General features: G+C 33.3%; 20 protein-coding genes. All 20 read left to right on the top strand.

Annotation, left to right across the window (positions count from 1 at the left end):
• Nucleotides 1-40 precede the first annotated feature (40 nt).
• The 20 genes from mraY to carB all read left to right on the top strand — a co-directional run bounded on the left by mraY (nucleotide 41) and on the right by carB (nucleotide 22,978).
• The gene (gene mraY / locus PYW35_RS08405) at nucleotides 41-1,006 is read left to right on the top strand and encodes a phospho-N-acetylmuramoyl-pentapeptide-transferase (protein ID WP_016911078.1); all 966 of its coding nucleotides are present in this window, start codon (nucleotides 41-43) and stop codon (nucleotides 1,004-1,006) included.
• 1 nt (nucleotide 1,007) lies between these two features.
• Entirely contained in the window at nucleotides 1,008-2,357 is a 1,350-nt protein-coding gene (gene murD, locus PYW35_RS08400; protein WP_103322446.1) for a UDP-N-acetylmuramoyl-L-alanine--D-glutamate ligase, read from the top strand.
• A 26-nt stretch (nucleotides 2,358-2,383) separates the two neighbouring features.
• Nucleotides 2,384-3,328, top strand: coding sequence for a cell division protein FtsQ/DivIB (locus PYW35_RS08395; protein WP_169925678.1), 945 nt, complete (start codon nucleotides 2,384-2,386; stop codon nucleotides 3,326-3,328).
• Between the two features lie 109 nt (nucleotides 3,329-3,437).
• On the top strand, nucleotides 3,438-4,817 hold the full coding sequence (gene ftsA, locus PYW35_RS08390; protein WP_103322447.1) for a cell division protein FtsA: 1,380 nt from the start codon (nucleotides 3,438-3,440) through the stop codon (nucleotides 4,815-4,817).
• Between the two features lie 28 nt (nucleotides 4,818-4,845).
• Nucleotides 4,846-6,003 (top strand): cell division protein FtsZ, encoded by a 1,158-nt coding sequence (ftsZ, locus tag PYW35_RS08385; RefSeq protein ID WP_103322448.1) that lies wholly within the window; start codon nucleotides 4,846-4,848, stop codon nucleotides 6,001-6,003.
• A gap of 59 nt (nucleotides 6,004-6,062) precedes the next feature.
• The gene (gene pgeF, locus PYW35_RS08380) at nucleotides 6,063-6,854 is read left to right on the top strand and encodes a peptidoglycan editing factor PgeF (RefSeq protein WP_103322449.1); all 792 of its coding nucleotides are present in this window, start codon (nucleotides 6,063-6,065) and stop codon (nucleotides 6,852-6,854) included.
• Between the two features lie 8 nt (nucleotides 6,855-6,862).
• Nucleotides 6,863-7,534, top strand: a complete 672-nt coding sequence (locus PYW35_RS08375) for a YggS family pyridoxal phosphate-dependent enzyme (protein ID WP_103322450.1) — start codon at nucleotides 6,863-6,865, stop codon at nucleotides 7,532-7,534.
• Nucleotides 7,535-7,545: 11 nt separating this feature from the next.
• The gene (locus PYW35_RS08370) at nucleotides 7,546-8,121 is read left to right on the top strand and encodes a cell division protein SepF (RefSeq protein WP_016911070.1); all 576 of its coding nucleotides are present in this window, start codon (nucleotides 7,546-7,548) and stop codon (nucleotides 8,119-8,121) included.
• 12 nt (nucleotides 8,122-8,133) lie between these two features.
• A complete protein-coding gene (locus tag PYW35_RS08365; RefSeq protein WP_103322451.1) occupies nucleotides 8,134-8,430 on the top strand; it encodes a YggT family protein in 297 nt (98 codons plus the stop codon).
• 71 nt (nucleotides 8,431-8,501) lie between these two features.
• Entirely contained in the window at nucleotides 8,502-9,275 is a 774-nt protein-coding gene (locus PYW35_RS08360) for a YlmH family RNA-binding protein (RefSeq protein WP_142381053.1), read from the top strand.
• Between the two features lie 18 nt (nucleotides 9,276-9,293).
• Entirely contained in the window at nucleotides 9,294-9,878 is a 585-nt protein-coding gene (locus tag PYW35_RS08355) for a DivIVA domain-containing protein (protein WP_016911067.1), read from the top strand.
• Between the two features lie 199 nt (nucleotides 9,879-10,077).
• Entirely contained in the window at nucleotides 10,078-12,828 is a 2,751-nt protein-coding gene (gene ileS / locus PYW35_RS08350; protein WP_103322453.1) for an isoleucine--tRNA ligase, read from the top strand.
• A 113-nt stretch (nucleotides 12,829-12,941) separates the two neighbouring features.
• The gene (lspA, locus tag PYW35_RS08345) at nucleotides 12,942-13,421 is read left to right on the top strand and encodes a signal peptidase II (protein WP_103322454.1); all 480 of its coding nucleotides are present in this window, start codon (nucleotides 12,942-12,944) and stop codon (nucleotides 13,419-13,421) included.
• Nucleotides 13,418-14,341, top strand: coding sequence for an RluA family pseudouridine synthase (locus tag PYW35_RS08340; protein WP_016911064.1), 924 nt, complete (start codon nucleotides 13,418-13,420; stop codon nucleotides 14,339-14,341). Before lspA ends, PYW35_RS08340 begins: the two co-directional genes overlap by 4 nt.
• 213 nt (nucleotides 14,342-14,554) lie before the next feature.
• The gene (gene pyrR, locus PYW35_RS08335) at nucleotides 14,555-15,082 is read left to right on the top strand and encodes a bifunctional pyr operon transcriptional regulator/uracil phosphoribosyltransferase PyrR (protein ID WP_016911063.1); all 528 of its coding nucleotides are present in this window, start codon (nucleotides 14,555-14,557) and stop codon (nucleotides 15,080-15,082) included.
• 142 nt (nucleotides 15,083-15,224) lie between these two features.
• Nucleotides 15,225-16,526: a uracil-xanthine permease family protein gene (locus PYW35_RS08330; protein ID WP_016911062.1), complete on the top strand. Its 1,302-nt coding sequence runs from the start codon at nucleotides 15,225-15,227 to the stop codon at nucleotides 16,524-16,526.
• A gap of 19 nt (nucleotides 16,527-16,545) precedes the next feature.
• Nucleotides 16,546-17,448, top strand: a complete 903-nt coding sequence (locus PYW35_RS08325) for an aspartate carbamoyltransferase catalytic subunit (protein WP_016911061.1) — start codon at nucleotides 16,546-16,548, stop codon at nucleotides 17,446-17,448.
• On the top strand, nucleotides 17,436-18,710 hold the full coding sequence (locus PYW35_RS08320; protein WP_103322455.1) for a dihydroorotase: 1,275 nt from the start codon (nucleotides 17,436-17,438) through the stop codon (nucleotides 18,708-18,710). The genes PYW35_RS08325 and PYW35_RS08320 overlap by 13 nt, the downstream gene beginning before the upstream one ends.
• 1 nt (nucleotide 18,711) lies before the next feature.
• Entirely contained in the window at nucleotides 18,712-19,812 is a 1,101-nt protein-coding gene (locus PYW35_RS08315; protein ID WP_103322456.1) for a carbamoyl phosphate synthase small subunit, read from the top strand.
• On the top strand, nucleotides 19,805-22,978 hold the full coding sequence (carB, locus tag PYW35_RS08310) for a carbamoyl-phosphate synthase large subunit (protein ID WP_103322457.1): 3,174 nt from the start codon (nucleotides 19,805-19,807) through the stop codon (nucleotides 22,976-22,978). The genes PYW35_RS08315 and carB overlap by 8 nt, the downstream gene beginning before the upstream one ends.
• Nucleotides 22,979-22,989: the final 11 nt, after the last annotated feature.

The raw sequence follows: 22,989 nt of genomic DNA, 5'->3' as shown, positions 1-22,989 counted from the left end.
TAGATTCCCGATAAAAAAATAAAAGAAAAGGTGAACAATTATGAATTTTACGCTACCTGTCATTGCGTTTTTATTGACTTTGATACTCGTGCCAGTTTTAATTCCAACACTTAAAAAATTAAAGTTTGGTCAGAGTATAAGAGAAGAAGGACCAAAGAGTCATATGAAAAAAACAGGCACACCAACAATGGGTGGGTTAACATTTTTACTTTCAACTATTATTGTTACAATCATTGCATTATTTTATGTAGAACAAGTAGGTCCACTTATTCTATTGCTATTTGTAACAATTGGATTCGGTTTAATTGGTTTTATAGACGACTATATTATTGTCGTTAAAAAAAATAATCAAGGCTTAACAAGTAAACAAAAATTCTTCGCACAAATTGCGATCGCGATTATATTTTATATTGTGAGCGTTATTTTACCGAATTATGATTTTGAAACTGCAATCAATATACCATTTACCGATTGGTCATTACCTTTATCTATCTTTTACATAATATTTATTGTGTTCTGGCAAGTTGGATTCAGTAATGCTGTAAACTTAACAGATGGATTGGATGGCCTATCAACAGGTTTATCTATCATTGCATTTGGTTTTTATGCAGTTTTATCGTTTATCTTAGATAAACCAGAAATAGGTTTATTCTGTTTAGTCATGTTAGCAAGCTTGATTGGATTTTTAATTTATAATAAATATCCAGCGAAAGTATTTATGGGAGATACAGGAAGTTTAGCATTAGGTGGTATTTTTGCGACAATTTCAATTATGCTTAATCAAGAAATCACTTTGTTATTGATAGGTTTAGTATTTGTAATTGAAACATTGTCAGTAATGTTACAAGTTACATCATATAAACTTACAGGTAAGAGAATATTTAAAATGAGTCCATTGCATCATCACTTTGAACTAGTTGGTTGGAGTGAATGGAAGATTGTCTTAGTATTCTGGGCTACAGGTATCATTACAGGTGCAATTGGTTTATGGATTGGAGTAATGTGATATGAAGGAATATGATGTATTAAAAGGAAAAGATGTACTCATATTAGGTTTAGCTAAGAGTGGGTATGAAAGTGCGAAATTATGCCATAAACTAGGTGCAAATGTCACTGTGAATGATGGTAAAGATTTAACTTCTGATCCTCACGCGCTTGAATTGATTAACCAAGGTATTGACGTGATTAGCGGTGAGCATCCAATTAGTTTACTGGATAATAATCCGTTAGTGGTAAAGAATCCAGGTATTCCATATAGTATTCCTTTATTACAAGAAGCGCTTAATAAAGGGTTAGATATCATTACAGAAGTTGAATTGAGTTATTATATTTCTGAAGCACCTATTATCGGTATTACAGGAACGAACGGGAAAACAACTGTGACTTCTTTAATAGGGGACATGTTTGGAAATAGTAAAGTTAATGGACAAGTTTCTGGGAATATTGGTGTAGTTGCATCGAAAGTGGCACAAGAAGTTACAAAAGACGATTACCTCATTACCGAATTATCATCATTCCAACTTTTAGGAACGATTAATTACAGACCTCATATTGCAATTGTTACGAACATCTATTCTGCTCATTTAGATTATCACGGTAATTTGGAAGAGTATCAAAATGCTAAAAAGAATATTTTTAAAAATCAATCTGAAGATGATTATTTAATCTTTAATTATGAGCAAAGACATCTCATCAATAAAGATGACATAAAATCTAAAATTCTTTATTTCTCTACTCAACAACAAGTTGATGGTATTTATATAGAAGATGATTACGTCGTTTATAAAGGTGTCAGAATTATTCATACGAATGATATTGTTTTACCGGGTAAACATAATTTAGAAAATGTACTTGTAGCTGTTCTAGCTGCTTTATTATCTGGAGTAGATGTTAAATCGATTGTTCATACATTAACGACATTCTCTGGTATTAAGCATAGACTACAATATGTTGGTAATAATCGAGGAAATAAATATTATAATGACTCTAAAGCAACAAATACTTTAGCTACTCGATTTGCTTTGAGTGCCTTTAATTCTCCAATTATATGGTTGTGTGGAGGCTTGGATCGAGGTAATGATTTTGATGATTTGATACCTTATATGGACAATGTTCGATTGATGGTTACTTTTGGAGAAACAAAAACCAAGCTTAAAACATTAGGTGCAAGTCAAGGTAAAGAAGTTATACAAGCAAATGATGTAAAAGATGCTGTCGATAAGATACAAGATTATATCCAGTCAAATGATGTTGTATTATTATCGCCTGCATGTGCGAGTTGGGACCAATATGATACGTTTGAAGCGCGTGGTGAAGAATTCATCGAAAGTTTCCAAAAACATTTACCAACTTTTTAGAAATTGTATAAAAAGGAGTGACAACCGTGAATAAAAGTTCTGATAATAATGAGGATATATTGCAATTTGAAACGACTACTGAAGACGAACGTTTGAAAATTATAAGAAAAAAAAGAAAACGTAGACGTCAAATTCAATTAGGTGTATTCATAGGTGTTATACTCCTTGTCATTTTGATTGTTATTTATATGTTTACAGATATAAGTAAAGTTGATCAAGTTGATATTAAAGGTGAAGAAATCGTAGCAAAAAAAGATATTGAAAAAGCCTTGAATATTCAATCTGATTCTAGAATTTATAATTTGTCAAAAAGTGATATGACAACAAAAGTCGAAAAAATCGAAGGTGTTAAAAGTGTTAAAATTAAAAGACACTTCCCAAATGATTTAACCGTTGAAGTGAATGAGTATGAACCAATTGGTTTGATTAAAAGTAAAAAAGGATATACGCCTTTGTTAGAAAATGGATCAACTATGAAAAAGTTATCGACTGATTTACCAATTGATGTTCCTATTTTAAATGATTTTAGTTCGAAAAAATTAGAGAAATTGATTCCTGAATTAAAGAAAGTTAAGCCTAAAGTCAAAGCGATGATTTCAGAAGTGAATTATAAACCAGGTGAAAATAATGAAAATAGAATACAGTTGTTTATGACAGATAATGTCGAAGTTGTTGGAGATATTCAAACTTTCGCGAGCAAAATCAACTATTATCCGAGTATTTCTGATAAATTAGAAAGAGATAACTCTGGAGCGCTCAAAACACCTGGATTTGTAGATTTGCAAGTTGGCGTGACGTTTTTACCTTATGAATCAAAAGAACAACAAAAAGAACGTTCTGAAAAAGAGTCTGAACAAGACGAAAATGCTCAAACAGAACAAAAAAAATTAGACAAAGCGCTGCAAGATTTATCTAAAGAATTGGATAAATCAGGTGAAGAATCAAAATCATCTGAGAAATCGGAAGAATAAGTAAAAAAATCAATAAATAAACCTATAATTAGTTCACATTAAATCATCTATCATGTAAACTAATAATAGTGTAAATTTGATTATCATGTGTTAGAGGAGGTGCCTATCGATGGAGGAACATTATTATATCAGTTTAGATATAGGTTCATCGAGTGTAAAAGTAATAGTAGGAGAAAAGTTTCATAATGGCATTAACGTGATAGGTACAGGGCAAACGTATACGAATGGTATAAGAAATGGTTGTATTGATGATTTTGATATTGCTAAACAAGCAATTAAAGATACAATCAAAAAAGCAGCGATTGCTTCTGGTGTAGACATTAAAGAAGTATTTTTGAAAATGCCTATCGTGAATACAGAAATATACGACGAGAAATTTGAAATACCTTTTGAAGGAACAGAAACTGAAATAAATGGAAGTCATATTGAATCAGTATTAGACGGGATTAGAGATTTAAATGACGTTCCAGAAACTGAAGTGATCGGCGTATTTCCAATGAAATTTATTGTCGATGATTTGCATGAAGTATCTGACCCTAAAGAAATGGTAGCAACTCAATCATTAAAAGTAGAGGCAGGCGTTATTGCAACATCAAAATCACTTTTAATCAATATAATTAAATGTGTTGAATCATGTGGAGTAGATGTTTTAGAAGTATTTTCAGATGCTTATAATTATCAATCTATACTATCGCCAACTGAAGTAGAACTAGGTGCTTGTGTAATTGATATAGGTGAAGATTTAACTCAAGTAGGTTTTTATGAAAGAGGAAATCTTGTTGATGCTGATACGATTGAGATGGCAGGTAGAAGTATTACAACAGATATCGCAAAATCGTTAAATACTACATATGACAACGCTGAGAAGATTAAACAACAATATGGACATGCATTTTATGATTCTGCATCAGACCAAGATGTTTTTAGCGTTGAGCAAGTCAATGAAGATGGTCACGCACAATTTACTCAAAAAGAGCTTAGTGAAATTATCGAATCTAGAGTAGAAGAAATATTCTTTGAAATATTCGATTTACTACAAGACATGGGTATAACTAATGTTAATGGTGGATTTATTGTGACTGGAGGTACTTCAAACCTACTTGGAATTAAAGAACTATTACAAGATATGGTCAATGAAAAAGTACGTGTACATACACCGTCACAAATGGGTATACGTAAACCTGAATTTACTTCTAGTATATCTACAATATCTAGTGGAATAAACTTTGATGAGCTACTAGATTATGTTACAATGAATAATTATGATATCGATAATGTTGAAGAAGAAACATACGAAGATGTAAATCAAGAAACTAAAGCTAAACCATATGAACAATGGTTTAAGAAAAAAACAAACAAAGACAAAAATAATGACGCAAAAGCTTCAAATTCTGGTACAGACAATTACTCCGAAGCTGATTATGATTCGGATAGTCAAGAAGAGAAGCCTAGTGTATTCAAAAAATTAATGAAATCGTTATTTGATTGATGGGTCATAAAGATTAGGAGGATAATAAATGTTAGAATTTGAGCAAGGGTTTAATCATTTAGCTACTTTAAAAGTAATTGGTGTTGGTGGCGGAGGTAATAACGCTGTTAACCGTATGATAGATCACGGTATGAATAATGTAGAATTTATTTCTATTAATACAGATGGTCAAGCTTTAAATTTATCAAAAGCTTCATCTAAAATTCAAATTGGTGAAAAATTAACGCGTGGACTTGGCGCAGGAGCTAACCCAGAAATCGGGAAAAAAGCTGCTGAAGAATCACGTGAACAAATAGAAGATGCGATCCAAGGTGCTGATATGGTATTCGTTACTGCTGGTATGGGTGGCGGAACTGGTACAGGTGCGGCACCTGTAGTTGCTAAAATCGCTAAAGAAATGGGCGCTTTAACAGTTGGTGTTGTAACACGTCCATTTAGCTTTGAAGGTCGTAAACGTCAAACTCAAGCTGCTGCTGGTGTAGAATCTATGAAAGCTGCAGTAGATACGCTAATCGTTATACCAAATGACCGCTTATTAGATATCGTTGATAAATCAACGCCTATGATGGAAGCGTTCAAAGAAGCAGATAACGTATTACGCCAAGGTGTACAAGGTATCTCAGATTTAATCGCTGTATCTGGTGAAGTTAACTTAGACTTTGCAGATGTTAAGACAATTATGTCTAACCAAGGTTCAGCATTAATGGGTATCGGTGTATCTTCAGGTGAAAACAGAGCAATCGAAGCTGCTAAAAAAGCAATTTCTTCACCGTTATTAGAAACATCTATAGTCGGTGCTCAAGGTGTCTTAATGAACATTACTGGTGGAGAGTCATTATCACTATTTGAAGCTCAAGAAGCAGCAGATATTGTACAAGACGCAGCAGATGAAGATGTGAATATGATATTTGGTACAGTTATTAACCCAGAATTACAAGACGAATTAGTCGTTACTGTAATTGCTACTGGTTTCAATGACAAACCTTCTAGTGCTCGCAAACCTCAAACTGGTGGAGCATTTGGTGGAACTACAGAAGAACCTACTTCTAAAAGAGAAGAAGGGGAATCACTAGGTAGAACAGCTTCATTTGAAAATAAATCAGCAAATGAATCAACTGATGATAGTGATATCCCAAGTTTCATTCGAAATAGAGAAGATAGACGTTCTAGACGCTCTAGACGATAAATGAACTTAAAAAGTCATCAGGCTAAGTCCTGATGACTTTTTTTGTTAGGAGAGATGAAATGAAAGAGATATTTAGTCAGCATAAACATTATTTGGCATATGACATCGATGACAGATCTGATATAACGCTTGGCATAACAACACGTCGAGATGGTTATAGTTTATATCCGAAGAATGCGTTCAATATGGCACGTTATATAGATGACAATCCAGAAAATGTTACAAAACACCAAAGCATATTAGCTGATGAAATTGATTTCAGTCGTGAAAATTGGGTCTTTCCAATTCAAACACATGAAAACAAAGTGCAAGAAGTATTTTCAACAGATAAAGGTAAAAACATTAATGAATTAACAAATGAACTGCATGGTATTGATGGACTATATACTTATGAATCTGATTTACTATTAACAATGTGTTTTGCTGATTGTGTGCCTATTTATTTGTATGATATTAAAAATGAGTATGTTGGTATTTGTCACGCTGGTTGGAGAGGGACTTATTCTGAAATATTAAAAGAAATGATTGCTAAATTTAAGGGAGATAAATCCGATTTAAGAATCGTTATCGGCCCATCTACTTCTAATAGTTATGAAATAAATGAAGATATTTATAATAAATTCACAACTTTGCCTATAGACGCTCATTTATATACAGAACAAAGAGGTTATGATAAATACGGTATTGATTTAAAACTTGCTAACGAGTTGTTAGCTATTCATTACGGCATCAGTCCGAAGCATATTGTTAAAACGAGTCATTGTACTGCAAGTGAAACAGATTTATTCTTTTCATATAGGGTAGAAAAAGGTAAGACCGGTAGAATGTTAGCATTTATTGGCAGAAAGTAGGTAAAACTTTGAAATCAGTAAAAGAAAATTTGATCGATATAAATTCACAAATTTGTAATAGTAGTAAAGAATCAGCATTCGAAACGACACCTCAAGTGATTGTTGTGACAAAATATGTTACAATAGACCGAGCTATAGAAGCTTATCAAGCTGGATTGAAAAATTTTGGTGAGAATAGAATAGAAGGTTTCTTAGAGAAGAAAAAACATCTACCTGATGATGCTGTAATGCACTTTATTGGTTCATTACAAACAAGAAAAGTTAAAGAAATAATCAATGAAATTGATTATTTACATGCGTTAGATAGAATAAAATTAGCTAAAGAAATTGATAAACGTGCTAATCATGTTGTAAAATGTTTTGTTCAAGTGAATGTTTCTGGTGAAGAATCTAAGCATGGTATTTCACCTGAAGAAGTGATTCCATTTATTAAAGAACTTGAAACTTTTAAACATATTGAGATAGTTGGTTTAATGACTATGGCACCTTTGACTGAAGATAAATCAAAATTAAGACAATATTTTAATCAACTAAGAACAATAAAAGATAAAGTGCAGTTATTAAATTTAGCATATGCGCCATGTACAGAATTATCCATGGGTATGAGCAATGATTTTAACGAAGCAATTTTAGAAGGTGCTTCATACGTAAGAATTGGGACTAAATTAGTTGGTGAATAGGAGTGTAAATTATGGCAATTAAAGATGTATTTAAAGGTTTCTTCGTAGTTGATGAAGAAGAAGAAGTTTACGAAGAACCCGAGAGAGAACAAAGCAAAACACCACAACAAGAACCATCAACTCAAGACAAAAAAACGAATCAACAATCTATTCAAAGTATACCTACACAAAAAACAAATACAACAAGATATCAATCACAGCGTTCACGTGATTTTAAAAAACCTGAAAGGAAAGAGGCCATGACTGAAAAACGTACAAATTCATCTCAAACGAATGTGGTTAGCATGAGTGGTAATATGGATTTTGCGCAAAGTTCTAAAATGTGCTTATTTGAACCGAGAGTGTTTTCTGATACACAAGATATCGCTGATGAGTTAAAAAACAGAAGAACGACATTAGTAAATTTACAGCGCATTGATAAAGTATCTGCTAAAAGAATTATAGATTTCTTAAGTGGTACTGTTTATGCTATAGGTGGCGACATTAGAAGAGTTGGTACTGATATTTTCTTATGTACACCTGATAACGTTGAAGTAGCAGGATCTATAACTGAACAATTAGAGCAAGTTGAACCTTATCAAGAATAGAGGAAATAAGATATGGATAGTGGATTATTAAGTACAATTTTAGGATTTGTATTATTTATAGTTAAAATTTATCAATATGGTATGATCGTTTATTTCCTTACATCTTGGTTGCCAGGCGTTAGAGAAGGCGCATTAGGACAATTTTTAGGAAAAATATATGAACCGTTTTTAGAACCATTCAGAAAAATCATTCCACCTTTAGGTATGTTAGACATATCTTCAATAGTGGCATTTATTACTTTGAGTTTATTCTATGTCGGTTTAATCAATATATTTAATATGATTGTGCCTGTAGTACCTATTTTATAAATGAACAATGAATGACAGTAGGGTGAGACGAAATGTCACATCCTATTTTTTATATAATTAGAGGTGTAAAAATGGATATATATCAACACTTTAGAAAAGAAGAAAAAGAAGAAATTGATTTATTTTTAAATAAATGTGAAATTGCCGAAAGAAATTACCAACATGTATTAACAGATTTTTTAGACCCTAGAGAACAATATATTTTGCAAACGATCGTTGGAGGATTTGACGAGCTGAACGTACATTATTTTGGCGGGGATGATAAATTAGAAAGAAAACGTGCAATCATTGCGCCAGATTATTTTGTTCCAACAGAAGAAGATTATGAAATTGTTCTGATTGAACTTACATATCCTTCTAAGTTTGTTAAACTGACGCACAGAAATGTTTTAGGAACGATTATGTCTCTTGGGATAGATAGAAACCAACTTGGCGATATTATTGTCAATGATCGCATACAGTTTGTTTTGACAAAAAGATTTGAATCATATATTATGATGGAATTAACAAAGATTAAAGGCGCTGGAATCAAATTGAGTTCTATTCCATTCGGAAATATGATACAATCAAGTGAGAATTGGATTACTCATGATATAACAGTTAGCACGATGAGACTTGATGTAATCATTAAACATATTACAAATACAAGTAGAACGATAAGTAAAAAGCTTATCGAAGGTAAACGTGTTAAAGTGAATCATAGAGAAATTGAATCAGTAGACTTTACAGTCGAAGAGAATGACTTATTATCTATTAAAGGATACGGTCGAGCTTTGATCATAGCAAACAATGGAGAGTCTAAAAAAGGCAAGATAAGAATAACTTATCGAACTTTGTTTAAATAGTGCTGAGGAGGAAAACTTATGGCATTTACCCCTGAAGAAATCAAACAAAAAGAATTCAGTAGAGTCCATAAAGGATTAGATGAAACAGAAGTACGTGAATACTTACAGACTTTAAGTAATGAAATTGAAAAGTTAAAAGCTGATAAAGAACAATTACAAACTTTAATAAATGATAAAGATGAAAATATCAACCGTTTTAAAGCGGTTGAAAATACAATATCTGAAGCGTTATTACAAGCACAAAAAGCAGGCGAAGAAACAAAGCATACGGCTATTTTGAGAGCAGATGCTATTGTTAAAGAAGCAGAAGGTCGTTCTGATCAAATCATTAACGATGCACTTCAAAAAGCGCGTCATATCAGTTTCCAAACTGAAGATATGAAACGTCAATCTAAAGTATTCCGCTCTCGTTTCCGCATGTTAGTAGAAGCGCAATTAGATTTATTGAAAAATGAAGATTGGGATTATTTACTGAATTATGATGTCGATCAACAAAAAGTTACTGAAGAAAATATTGACATTTTGAATAAAGAAGAAGAAAATAATCAAGAACAGATAAATAATCAATCAGTTAAAAGTGAAGAGGACACGTCTAAAGAATAATGAATTGCTAAGCGAATTAGGGATAGTGAGAGCCTAATGAATTCAAAGCTTTAGGTATCACCTGTTTACAAAATGATATATTGTTGATGAGTGAACTCTAAGTTGAGTTAATGAGGGTGGTACCGCGATTAAAGTCGTCCCTATTATTTCAACTTAGAGTTTTTTATTTTAATTTAAATGATGAAGGAGATTAAGACTTATGGATTACAAAGATACGTTACTAATGCCTAAAACAAGTTTTCCAATGAGAGGTGGTTTGCCAAACAAAGAACCACAAATTCAAGAAGAGTGGAAAGAGAAAGACCTATTTAATAAAATTTTAGAGAAAAATAAAGGGAATACACCATTTATTCTTCATGATGGACCACCATATGCAAATGGTAATTTACATATGGGACATGCCTTAAATAAAATTTTGAAAGACATCATCGTTAGACAAAAATCAATGTCTGGTTATTATGCACCATACGTTCCTGGTTGGGATACACACGGTTTACCAATTGAGCAAGCTTTAACGAACAAAGGTGTTAAAAGAAAAGAAATGTCTATAGCGGAGTTCCGTGAAAAATGTAAAGAGTTTGCATTAGAGCAAATTGAATTACAAAAAGCAGACTTCAGACGTTTAGGTGTTAATGGTGATTGGGATAACCCATACATTACTTTGAAACCTGAATTCGAAGCAGCTCAAATTAGAGTGTTTGGTGAAATGGCTGCCAAAGGATTAATCTATAAAGGGAAAAAACCAGTATATTGGTCTCCTTCAAGTGAATCTTCATTAGCAGAAGCAGAAATTGAATATCAAGATAAAAAATCTCCTTCAATATATGTAGCATTTAATGTAGTCGATGGTAAAGGAATCGTTGATGAAGATGCAGCGTTTGTTATTTGGACAACTACACCTTGGACAATTCCATCTAACGTTGCAATTGCTGTAAATCCAACATTAAATTATGTTCAAGTAAACGTTGAAGGTAAAAAATATGTTGTTGCAGAAGCTTTATTAGATACAGTTTGTGAAGCGTTAGAATGGAATAAAGAAACAATCGTCAGAGAGAAAGAATTTAGTGGTTCTGAATTAGAATATGTAACAGCGCAACATCCATTTATCGATAGAACATCATTATTAATTCTAGGTGACCATGTTACAACTGATGCTGGTACAGGATGTGTTCACACAGCACCTGGACATGGTGAAGATGACTATGTTGTAGGACAAAAGTATGGTTTAGACGTTATTAGTCCTATTGATGACAAAGGTGTATTCACTGAAGAAGCTGGTGAATTCGAAGGACAATTTTACGATAAAGCAAACAAAACTATTACTGAAAAATTAGATGAAGTTGGCGCACTATTAAAACTTTCATTCTTTAAACATGCATACCCTCATGACTGGCGTACTAAAAAACCAGTCATCTTTAGAGCAACAGAACAATGGTTTGCATCTATCAGCAAAGTAAGACAAGACATTTTAGATGCAATTGATGATACGAAGTTCAAAATTGATTGGGGTAAAACGAGATTATATAACATGATTAGAGATAGAGGAGAATGGGTTATCTCACGTCAAAGAGTATGGGGTGTACCATTGCCAGTATTCTATGCTGAAAATGGCGATATCATCATGACAGACGAAACAATTAATCATGTTGCAAATCTATTTGAAGAGCATGGTTCAAACATTTGGTTTGAAAGAGATGCAAAAGATTTATTACCTGAAGGATTTACACACGAAGGTAGTCCAAATGGAGTATTCACTAAAGAAACAGATATTATGGACGTTTGGTTTGATTCAGGATCAACACATAGAGGTGTTCTAGAAACACGTCCTGAATTATCATACCCAGCAGATATTTATTTAGAAGGTAGTGACCAATATAGAGGTTGGTTCAACTCTTCAATTACAACATCTGTAGCAACTAAAGGTATCTCTCCATATAAAATGTTACTATCACATGGTTTCGTTATGGATGGAGAAGGTAAGAAAATGAGTAAATCTTTAGGTAACGTTATCGTGCCAGATAAAATTGTTAAGCAAATGGGTGCCGATATTGCTAGATTATGGGTAAGTAGTGTAGATTACTTAGCAGACGTACGTATCTCAAATGACATCTTAAAACAAACTTCTGACGTATATCGTAAAATTAGAAATACGTTCCGTTTCTTACTAGGTAATGTGAGTGATTTCAATCCTGCTACAGATAGCGTTAAATATGAAGACATGCTTGAAATTGATCAATATATGCATAACAGATTAAATCAATTTATTGGTAGAACGTTATCTCATTATGAAGCATTTGATTACTTAGATATTTACCAAGATATTCAAAACTTTATTAACGTAGAATTAAGTAACTTCTACTTAGATTATGGTAAAGATATTTTATATATCGAAGAAGTTGATTCATTGAAACGTCGTAGTATGCAAACCGTGTTAAACGAAACATTAGTGAAGTTAACTAAAGTGTTAGCACCTATTATTCCACATACTGCTGATGAGACTTGGGGACACATTCCACACGTAGAAGAAGAAAGTGTTCATTTAACGAATATGCCTAATCCACATGAAGTTGATATTGAATTAGTTGAAAAATGGTCTAAACTTATGAAAGTAAGAGATGATGTGAACAGAGCTTTAGAAGTTGCGCGTAACGAAAAAGTTATTGGTAAATCATTAGAAGCGCATATCACACTTTCAAATTCAGAAGACTTTAATACTGTAGAATTCTTAAGTCAGTTCCAAGACTTACAACAACTATTTATCGTATCAAAAGTTGATGTAGTTGATGAATTAACAGACGGTGAAGCTTACGAATATGTTAAAGTAAAAGTTGAACATGCTGACGGAGAAAAATGTCAACGTTGTTGGAATTACTCAGATGAATTAGGTTCAGTTGGTGAACTTGATCATCTATGCCCACGTTGTCAATCAGTTGTTAAAACATTAGTATAAGAATTCAGAAAAGCACAAATCAAAATGAGTTGATTTGTGCTTTTCATTGTTTATGAAATTAACATTCCAGTCGTATTATGTGGTAAAATAATCAAGATTGGAGTGAAATATAGATGCGTAAAGGTTACAATATACCGATATGGAGTACTTTTATTATATTATTAATAGCAATTGATCAATTTACTAAGCTTTTAATTGTTAAATCATTAGAAGTTGGTGACTCTATAAAAGTAATCAGTAATGCTATATATATAACGTCTCATAGAAACCAAGGTGCTGCTTGGGGGATTTTACAAGGAAAAATGTGGTTGTTTTATATCGTTACTGTTGTTGTACTTGTTATTTTATTTATGTTCTTTAAAAATGAAGGATATGGTCAACCTGTTATACAACTTGGTTTAAGTTTATTAATTGCAGGATCTATTGGTAATTTTATAGACCGTTTATTTAGAGGCGAAGTTGTTGATTTTATTGATACATATATCTTTAGTTATAATTTTCCGATATTTAATGTAGCAGATGCTGCTTTAACAATAGGCGTAATTGTACTAATCATTGTGATTTTATTTGAAGGTAAGGAGGAAAAAGCTTGAATACATTTGAATTTAAGATTGAAAAAGATAGTGAAAAAGGCGTTAGAATAGATAAGTTATTACCTGAATTAAACCCAGATTGGTCTAGGAACCAAATTCAAGACTGGATTAGATTAGGTTTAGTTGAAGTAAATGGCAGTGTTATTAAAGCTAACTACAAAACAAAATTAAACGACGTAATCGTTGCTACTGAGAAAGTCATCGAAGAAGTAGACATCGTTGCAGAAGATTTAGGTATTGAAGTATATTATGAGGACAAAGATGTAGCGGTAGTATACAAACCTAAAGGCATGGTCGTTCATCCAGCACCAGGGCATTATACAGGTACTTTAGTAAATGGTTTAATGCATGTTATTAATGATTTGTCTGGAATTAATGGTGAAATTAGACCGGGAATTGTTCATCGTATCGATAAAGATACTTCAGGTTTATTAATGATTGCTAAAAATGACATTGCTCATAGAGGCCTTGTTGAACAATTAGTTAATAAAACGGTGACAAGAGAGTATACTGCGCTCGTTCACGGAAATATACCACATGAATTTGGAACGATTGAAGCTCCAATAGGAAGAAATCCTAGAGAACGTCAAGAAATGGCCATTGTTGATGATGGTAAAGAAGCAGTGACACATTTTAATGTTATTGATAAATTCGATAAATATACATTAGTAAATTGTCAGTTAGAAACTGGCCGTACTCACCAAATTAGGGTTCATATGAAACATATTGGCTTCCCATTGGTCGGCGATCCAAAATATGGACCTAAAAAGACGATGAATATAGACGGTCAAGCACTTCATGCTGGTTTATTAGGTTTTGAGCATCCAGTCACAGGTGAATATATTGAAAAAGAAGCACCACTACCTGAATACTTTGCAACAATATTAGAAAAATTAAGAAATCACGAAGATAAAAAATAAATAGAACGTGTAAAAATACTTAATTAATTCAATATAAACTTTGACATCAACAGAAAAAAACGATAATATAGGTTTAACAATTAAATCGTCTTTAACAGACAGTCCAGAGAGGCTGAGAAGACTTAATATGTACGTGTGGACCTATTTATAGGTACCAGTATATACTCATGTCTTCTAAAGACGTGAGTATTTTTTTGTGGAAGGAGATTGAATATGGCTGAAAGGTTAATCATGGATGATGCTGCTATAAATAGAGCATTAACAAGAATGTCACATGAAATACTTGAGAAGAATAAAGGTACTAAAGATATCGTCTTGTTAGGTGTTAAGACAAGAGGCGTATTTCTTGCGAATAGAATCGAGAAAAAAATCGAAGCGATTGAACAAGTTCAAGTGCCAACAGGTGAAATTGATGTGACACATTATCGCGATGATGTTCAAAATCAGCATGATGCAATTAAAGTGAAATCATTTAATATCGATGTTGATATTAATGATAAGCACGTCATTATTGTTGATGATGTCTTGTACACGGGTAGAACTGTCAGAGCTTCATTAGATGCTATATTAGATCATGCGAGACCACGAAAAATAAGTCTAGCTACCTTAGTTGATAGAGGCCATAGAGAGCTTCCAATTAGAGCTGATTATGTTGGTAAAAACGTACCAACATCTTCTAATGAATCAATTGTTGTAGAACTAGAAGAATTCGATAATCAAACAGCTGTAAAATTAAATTAAATAAATCCTTTTAAATCAGTACGAGAGACTGGCAAAGGAGTATATATGAGACAGGATACATCTATTACGATAGGTGTCACTGTACCCATAGATCCCTTTGCATATCTTGTGAAGGGATCTTTTTTTGAATAGGAGAATGAAAATGTCACACAACGAAGAAATGTTTGAACGCACCGTCGAGCCAATACTTGATGTAAATGAAAAACCAAAAGCATCGCAATGGTTTTTCTTAAGCTCGCAACACTTGTTTGCAATGTTTGGAGCAACGGTACTTGTACCATTTTTAACAGGATTGCCTGTTTCAGCAGCACTTATCGCTTCAGGACTTGGAACATTGCTTTATATTTTGATTACGAAAGGTAAAATACCTGCATATCTCGGATCAAGCTTTGCTTTTATAACACCTATAATCGTGGGACTTAAGACACATGACTTAGGTGAAATGCTGGTCGCACTATTTATGAGTGGTGTGCTTTATGTCATTATTGGCATCATTATTAAAATAACAGGAACAAATTGGTTGTTAAACTTATTACCACCAGTTGTAGTTGGACCAGTTATTATGGTAATCGGACTTGGTTTAGCACCAGTTGCGGTTAATATGGCAATGTATACAGATTCTAATGCAATGGAAGGATATAGTGGTGTTTACATTACAGTAGCGCTTATAACATTAATAACAACAATAATTGTCTCGGTATTCTTTAAAGGTTTCTTATCAATTATTCCAGTACTTATTGGGATAATTGTTGGATATATATCATCATTATTATTCGGAATTATAGATTTGAGTCCAATTTCAAAAGCTAAATGGATACAAATGCCTGACATTTACGTGCCATTTCATGATTACACACCATCTATACAATGGGGACTTATATTAATCATGTTACCAATTGTTTTCGTAACAGTGAGTGAGCACATAGGCCACCAAATTGTTATCAATAAAATTGTTGGAAAAAACTTTTTTAAAGATCCAGGCTTACATAGATCATTAATCGGCGATGGTGTATCGACAATGGTGTCTTCAATTATCGGTGGACCACCGAGTACGACATACGGTGAGAACATTGGCGTATTAGCTATAACAAGAATTTATAGTATTTGGGTAATTGGTGGTGCAGCCACACTTGCTTTAATTTTAGGATTTGTAGGTAAGTTTACAGCTATGATTTCTACAATCCCTACACCAGTAATGGGTGGTGTATCCATTCTATTATTCGGTATTATTGCATCAAGTGGTTTAAGAATGTTAGTAGAGAACAACATCGATTTCGGTGATAATAGAAATTTGATTATCGCTTCAGTAATTCTAGTATTAGGAATTGGTAAAGCACATTTAGACTTCACAGGTATCGGCATTCATTTAAACATTGAAGGTATGGCTTTAGCTGCAACAGTGGGTATCTTGCTCAATGTTATATTGCCTAAGAAAATAAAATAATGCTCAGGAGGCGTGTCACTTGAAAAATTTATTAACTATGACTGATCTAACTAAAGATGACATCATGAACATCATTACAAAAGCACAAAATATTAAAGAAAATGGTGTTAAACCATTTGAAAAAGGCATGACGGTCGCGAATTTATTCTTTGAAAATTCCACTAGGACGAAATGTAGTTTTGAAATGGCTGAAAGAAAGTTAGGATTAGAAGTTATACCTTTTGAAACAAGTACTTCTTCAGTTCAAAAGGGAGAATCTTTATATGATACGTGCAAAACATTAGAATCAATTGGTGTAGATGCACTCGTCATTAGACATAGTGAAAATGCCTATTATGACTCTTTAGAAGGGCTTAATATTCCAGTATTAAATGGAGGAGATGGTAGTGGACAGCATCCAACTCAATGCTTACTAGATCTTATGACTATTTATGAAGAATATGGTTACTTTGAAGGCTTAAAAATACTTATTTCAGGAGATATTAAAAACTCAAGAGTAGCAAGAAGTAATGCAGAAGCTTTAACGAAGTTAGGTGCAGAAGTCGTGTTCTCTGCACCAGATCAATGGAAATCAGACTTCTCAAATGTCCCATATGTTAACATTGATGATGTAATAGAAGAAATTGATGTATGTATGTTATTGAGAGTACAAAATGAAAGACACGAATCAGGTACAACATTTAACACTGAAAAATATCATGAAGCGTACGGTTTAACAATGGAGAGATATGAAAAACTGCCTGAACAAGCGATTGTCATGCATCCAGCACCTGTTAATAGAGGTGTTGAGATAGATAGTTCATTAGTAGAAAGTTCAAAATCAAGAATATTTAAGCAAATGGAGAATGGCGTGTTCATTAGAATGGCATGTATATATGATGTACTTAATCACAAGGAGGAAAAAGTAAAATGTCACTTATAATCAAAAATGGAAAAATCTTATCAGAAGGTCAACTCATTAACAAAGAAATTGAAATCGAAGACGGTAAAGTTAAACGAATAGATGATTATATTGAAGTTACAAATCAAGAAACAATTGATGCGAAAGGACATTTTATTTCTGCAGGATTTGTAGATGTGCATGTACATTTGAGAGAACCTGGTGGAGAGCATAAAGAAACAATTGAAACAGGAACAAAAGCAGCAGCAAGAGGTGGGTTTACGACGGTATGTCCTATGCCAAATACGAAACCAGTACCTGATTCAGTTGAACATTTAGACCGTTTGCATAACATTATAGATGAACATGCTGTTGTAAGAGTGTTACCTTATGCATCGATTACAGTAAGACAAGCGGGTAAAGAACATGTTGATTTTAAAGCTTTAAAAGATAGAGGCATGTTCCAATTTACAGATGATGGTGTAGGTGTTCAAACTGCATCTATGATGTATGAAGCAATGAAAGAAGCGGCTAAAATTGATAAAGCAATTGTTGCACATTGTGAAGATAATTCATTAATATATGGTGGCGCGATGCATGAAGGTAAACGCAGTGAAGCATTAAATATACCAGGCATTCCATCAATTTGCGAAGCAGTTCAAATAGCACGAGATGTATTATTAGCAGAAGCTGCGAACTGTCATTATCATGTTTGTCATGTTTCTACTAAGGAAAGTGTAAGAGTTATAAGAGATGCTAAAAAAGCTGGTATTAAAGTAACGGCTGAAGTTACACCTCATCACTTATTGCTTACTGAAGAAGATGTACCTGGAGACGATGCGATTTATAAAATGAATCCGCCGTTAAGAGCAAAAGAAGATAGAGATGCATTAATAGAAGGTTTACTGGATGGAACAATTGATTGTATTGCGACAGATCATGCACCACATGCTAAAGAAGAAAAAGAAGTTTCAATGATTGACGCACCATTTGGTATAGTGGGCAGTGAAACAGCTTTCCAATTACTTTATACACACTTCGTTAAAACAGGTAAATTCACTTTAGAACAACTTGTAGCATTCTTAACAACTAAACCGAGCGATACTTTCAACTTACCGTATGGTCGTTTAGAAGAAGGAAGTTACGCTGATATAACAATTATTGATTTAGAAACAGAAAGACCAATACTTGCTGAGGAATTTGCTTCTAAAAGTAGTAATACCCCATTTATTGGAGAGGTCGTGTCAGGTTATCCGATTTTAACAATTTGTAATGGTAAAATCGTCTATAAGGAGGAAATATAAAATGAAAAAAAAACGTTACTTAGTATTAGAAGATGGTACGACTTATACAGGATATACGTTAGGTTCAGATGATTTAACTGTAGGTGAAATTGTATTTAATACTGCTATGACAGGCTATCAAGAAACGATTTCAGACCCATCTTATACTGGGCAAATCATTACGTTTACGTATCCTCTTATTGGTAATTACGGCATTAATAGAGATGATTTTGAATCATTAAGTCCGACTTTAAATGGTGTAGTGGTGAGAGAAGCATGTGACTATCCAAGTAATTTTAGATCGACGAAATCATTAGATGAAACATTGAAATTCTACCATATACCAGGTATTTCAGGTGTAGATACAAGAAGTTTAACGCGTAAAATTAGAAAGTTTGGCGTGCTTAAAGCAGGTTTCACAGACAACGTGGATGAAATTGATACATTAGTTCAACGTTTAAATACAGAGCCGTTGCCAACTGATGAAGTAGCACAAGTATCTTCAGTTAGACCTTATATTTCTACAGGTGACGGTTATAAAATCGTACTCATAGATTACGGTAAAAAAGAAAATATCGTAAGAGAATTAAATAGAAGAGGATGCGATGTGACAGTGGTACCGTATCAAACTTCTATAGAAGAAATTATGAATATTTCCCCAGACGGTATCATGGTTTCTAACGGTCCAGGAAATCCAGAGAGTGTTCAAGAAACGATACAAACGATCGAGAAATTAGTAGGAAAAATACCATTTTTCGGAATTTGTTTAGGCCATCAACTATTTGCACTATCTCAAGGTGCAACTTCATATAAAATGAAATTTGGACATAGAGGTGCGAATCATCCAGTACAAAATTTAGAAACTGGTAAAGTTGATTTAACAAGTCAAAACCATGGTTATGCAATAGATGAAGATTCAATCGCTAACACAGATTTAGAAGTAACACATATAGCATTAAATGATAAATCTATCGAAGGACTCAGACATAAAAAATATCCAGCATTTTCAGTGCAATATCATCCAGAAGCATCACCTGGACCGCACGATTCAAACTATTTATTCGATGAATTTATTGAAATGATTAAATTACATAAAGCGAAGGAGCGTACAATCAATGCCTAAACAAACAGATATTAAATCCATCCTAGTAATTGGTTCAGGTCCAATCATCATCGGACAAGCTGCAGAATTTGACTATGCAGGAACTCAAGCATGCCTAGCACTAAAAGAAGAAGGTTATAAAGTTATTTTAGTGAACTCTAATCCAGCAACAATTATGACTGATACAGAAATAGCTGATACAGTTTACATTGAGCCATTAACGCTAGACTTTGTAAGTCGTATTATTCGTAAAGAACAACCAGATGCATTACTTCCAACGTTAGGTGGACAAACTGGTTTAAACATGGCAATTGAATTACATGAAAATGGCGTATTAGAAGAAAATAATGTGCGCTTATTAGGTACACAACTTACTTCAATTGAACAAGCGGAAGACAGAGACTTATTCCGTACACTCATGAATGAGCTTAATGAACCAGTACCAGAAAGTGATATCGTAAATGATTTAGAAGGCGCTTTAAACTTTGCTAATAAAATCGGCTACCCACTTATTGTTAGACCAGCATTTACTATGGGTGGAACAGGCGGCGGAATTTGTAATGATGAGAAAGAACTGCGAGAAATTGTTCAAAATGGTTTGAAATACAGCCCTGTTACACAATGTTTATTAGAAAAATCAATCGCAGGATTTAAAGAAATAGAATATGAAGTGATGAGAGATAAAAATGATAACGCAATCGTTGTTTGTAATATGGAAAACATTGACCCTGTAGGTATTCATACTGGTGACTCAATTGTAGTTGCACCAAGCCAGACGTTATCTGATGTTGAGTATCAAATGTTAAGAGATGTGTCTTTAAAAATTATTCGCGCATTAAAAATTGAAGGTGGATGTAACGTACAACTCGCATTAGACCCACATTCTTTAGACTATTATATTATCGAAGTAAATCCACGTGTTTCAAGATCGTCAGCATTGGCTTCGAAAGCAACAGGTTATCCAATCGCTAAGTTAGCAGCTAAAATTGCAATTGGCATGACTTTAGATGAAATGTTAAACCCAGTTACTGGGACTTCTTACGCAGCGTTTGAACCTGCATTAGACTATGTTGTTTCTAAAATCCCAAGATTTCCATTCGATAAATTCGAAAAAGGGGAACGTGTTTTAGGGACACAAATGAAAGCTACTGGTGAAGTAATGGCAATAGGTAGAACATACGAAGAATCACTACTAAAAGCTATTCGTTCATTAGAGTATGGCGTGCATCATTTAGGATTACCAAATGGTGACGAATTTGAACTTGATTTTATTGAAGAAAGAATTAAAGCACAAGATGATGAAAGGTTGTTCTTTATAGGGGAAGCGATTAGACGCGGAACATCTTTAGAAAGAATTCATGAATTAACTCAAATTGATTATTTCTTCTTAAATAAATTTAAACATATTATCGATATTGAACACGGCTTAAAAGGCAATAAAGGTAACCTAGAAGCATTACAATGGGCTAAACAATATGGATTTAGTGATAAAGTAATTGCACATAGATGGGAACAATCAGAGCGTGAAATTTACGACTTAAGACAAGAAAATGGCATCAACCCTGTTTATAAAACAGTAGATACTTGTGCTGCAGAATTTGAATCTGAAACACCATACTTTTACGGTACTTATGAACAAGAAAATGAATCTGTAGTTACAGAGAAAGAAAAAATTATCGTGCTTGGATCAGGACCGATACGTATTGGACAAGGTGTGGAATTTGATTATGCTACAGTCCATGCAGTTTGGGCTATACAAGAAGCTGGATACGAAGCGATTATTATTAATAATAATCCTGAAACAGTATCTACGGATTTTTCTATATCAGATAAATTATACTTTGAACCACTTACTGAAGAAGATGTTATGAGTATCATTAACCATGAACAACCTAAAGGCGTAGTTGTACAATTTGGTGGACAAACAGCTATCAATTTGGCAGACAAAATTTCTAAAAAAGGTGTTAAAATTCTTGGAACAACGCTTGAAGATTTAAACAGAGCAGAAGATAGAAAAGAATTCGAAGCATTATTACAAAAAATAGATGTACCTCAACCACTAGGGAAAACAGCGACTTCAGTTCAAGAAGCAATTGATAATGCCAATGCTATAGGGTATCCAGTTGTAGTTAGACCTTCATATGTACTTGGTGGAAGAGCGATGGAAATTGTTTATGCAGAACCAGAATTGAGAAATTATATGGAACAAGCTGTTAAAGCTAGTCCAGAACATCCAGTGTTAATTGACCGTTACTTAACGGGTAAAGAAATCGAAGTAGACGCAATATCAGATGGAGAAACGGTTGTTATACCAGGTATTATGGAACATATTGAAAGAGCCGGCGTACATTCTGGTGACTCAATAGCTGTTTATCCACCTCAAACTTTAACGGATGAGGAAATCGATTTATTAGTAGATTACACAACAAAATTAGCTAAAGGTTTAAACATCATTGGTCTCATCAATATTCAGTTTGTACTTTCTAAAGGTGAAGTGTTTGTACTAGAAGTAAACCCAAGAGCAAGTAGAACAGTACCTTTCTTAAGCAAAATAACAGATATTCCAATGGCTAAAATTGCTACAAAATCCATTGTTAACATTTCATTAAAAGAACAAGGTTATGAAAGTGGATTAGTACCATATAAAGAAGGCGTGTATGTTAAAGCACCGGTATTCAGCTTTAGTAAACTTAAAAATGTGGATATCACTTTAGGACCTGAAATGAAATCAACTGGTGAAGTAATGGGTAAAGATAGCACTTTAGAAAAAGCGTTATACAAAGGTTTAACAGCTAGTGGGTTAAAAGTACAAGATACAGGCACAGCATTATTTACAGTAAGTGATAAAGATAAAGCAGAAGCTTTAATGGTTGCAAAAAGATTCCATGAAATTGGTTATCGCATTTTTGGTACATCAGGCACAGCTAAATACTTTAAGGAACAAGGCGTTCCAGTATACACTGTAGGTAAAATTGGTGGAGAACATGATTTACTATCCGTCATTCAAAAAGGTGAAGTTCAAATCGTTGTGAATACGATGACGAAAGGGAAATTATATGAAAGAGATGGTTTCCAAATTAGAAGAGAATCGGTTGAGAACGGAATACCTTGCTTAACTTCATTAGATACTGCTAATGCTTTAGCAGATGTGATTGAAAGCATGACATTTAAAACGGAACAAATGTAGAGGGGGATTAT

The organism is Mammaliicoccus vitulinus (assembly GCF_029024305.1).
Lineage (GTDB): Bacteria > Bacillota > Bacilli > Staphylococcales > Staphylococcaceae > Mammaliicoccus > Mammaliicoccus vitulinus.
This window is presented reverse-complemented; position numbering and strand designations above follow the sequence as displayed.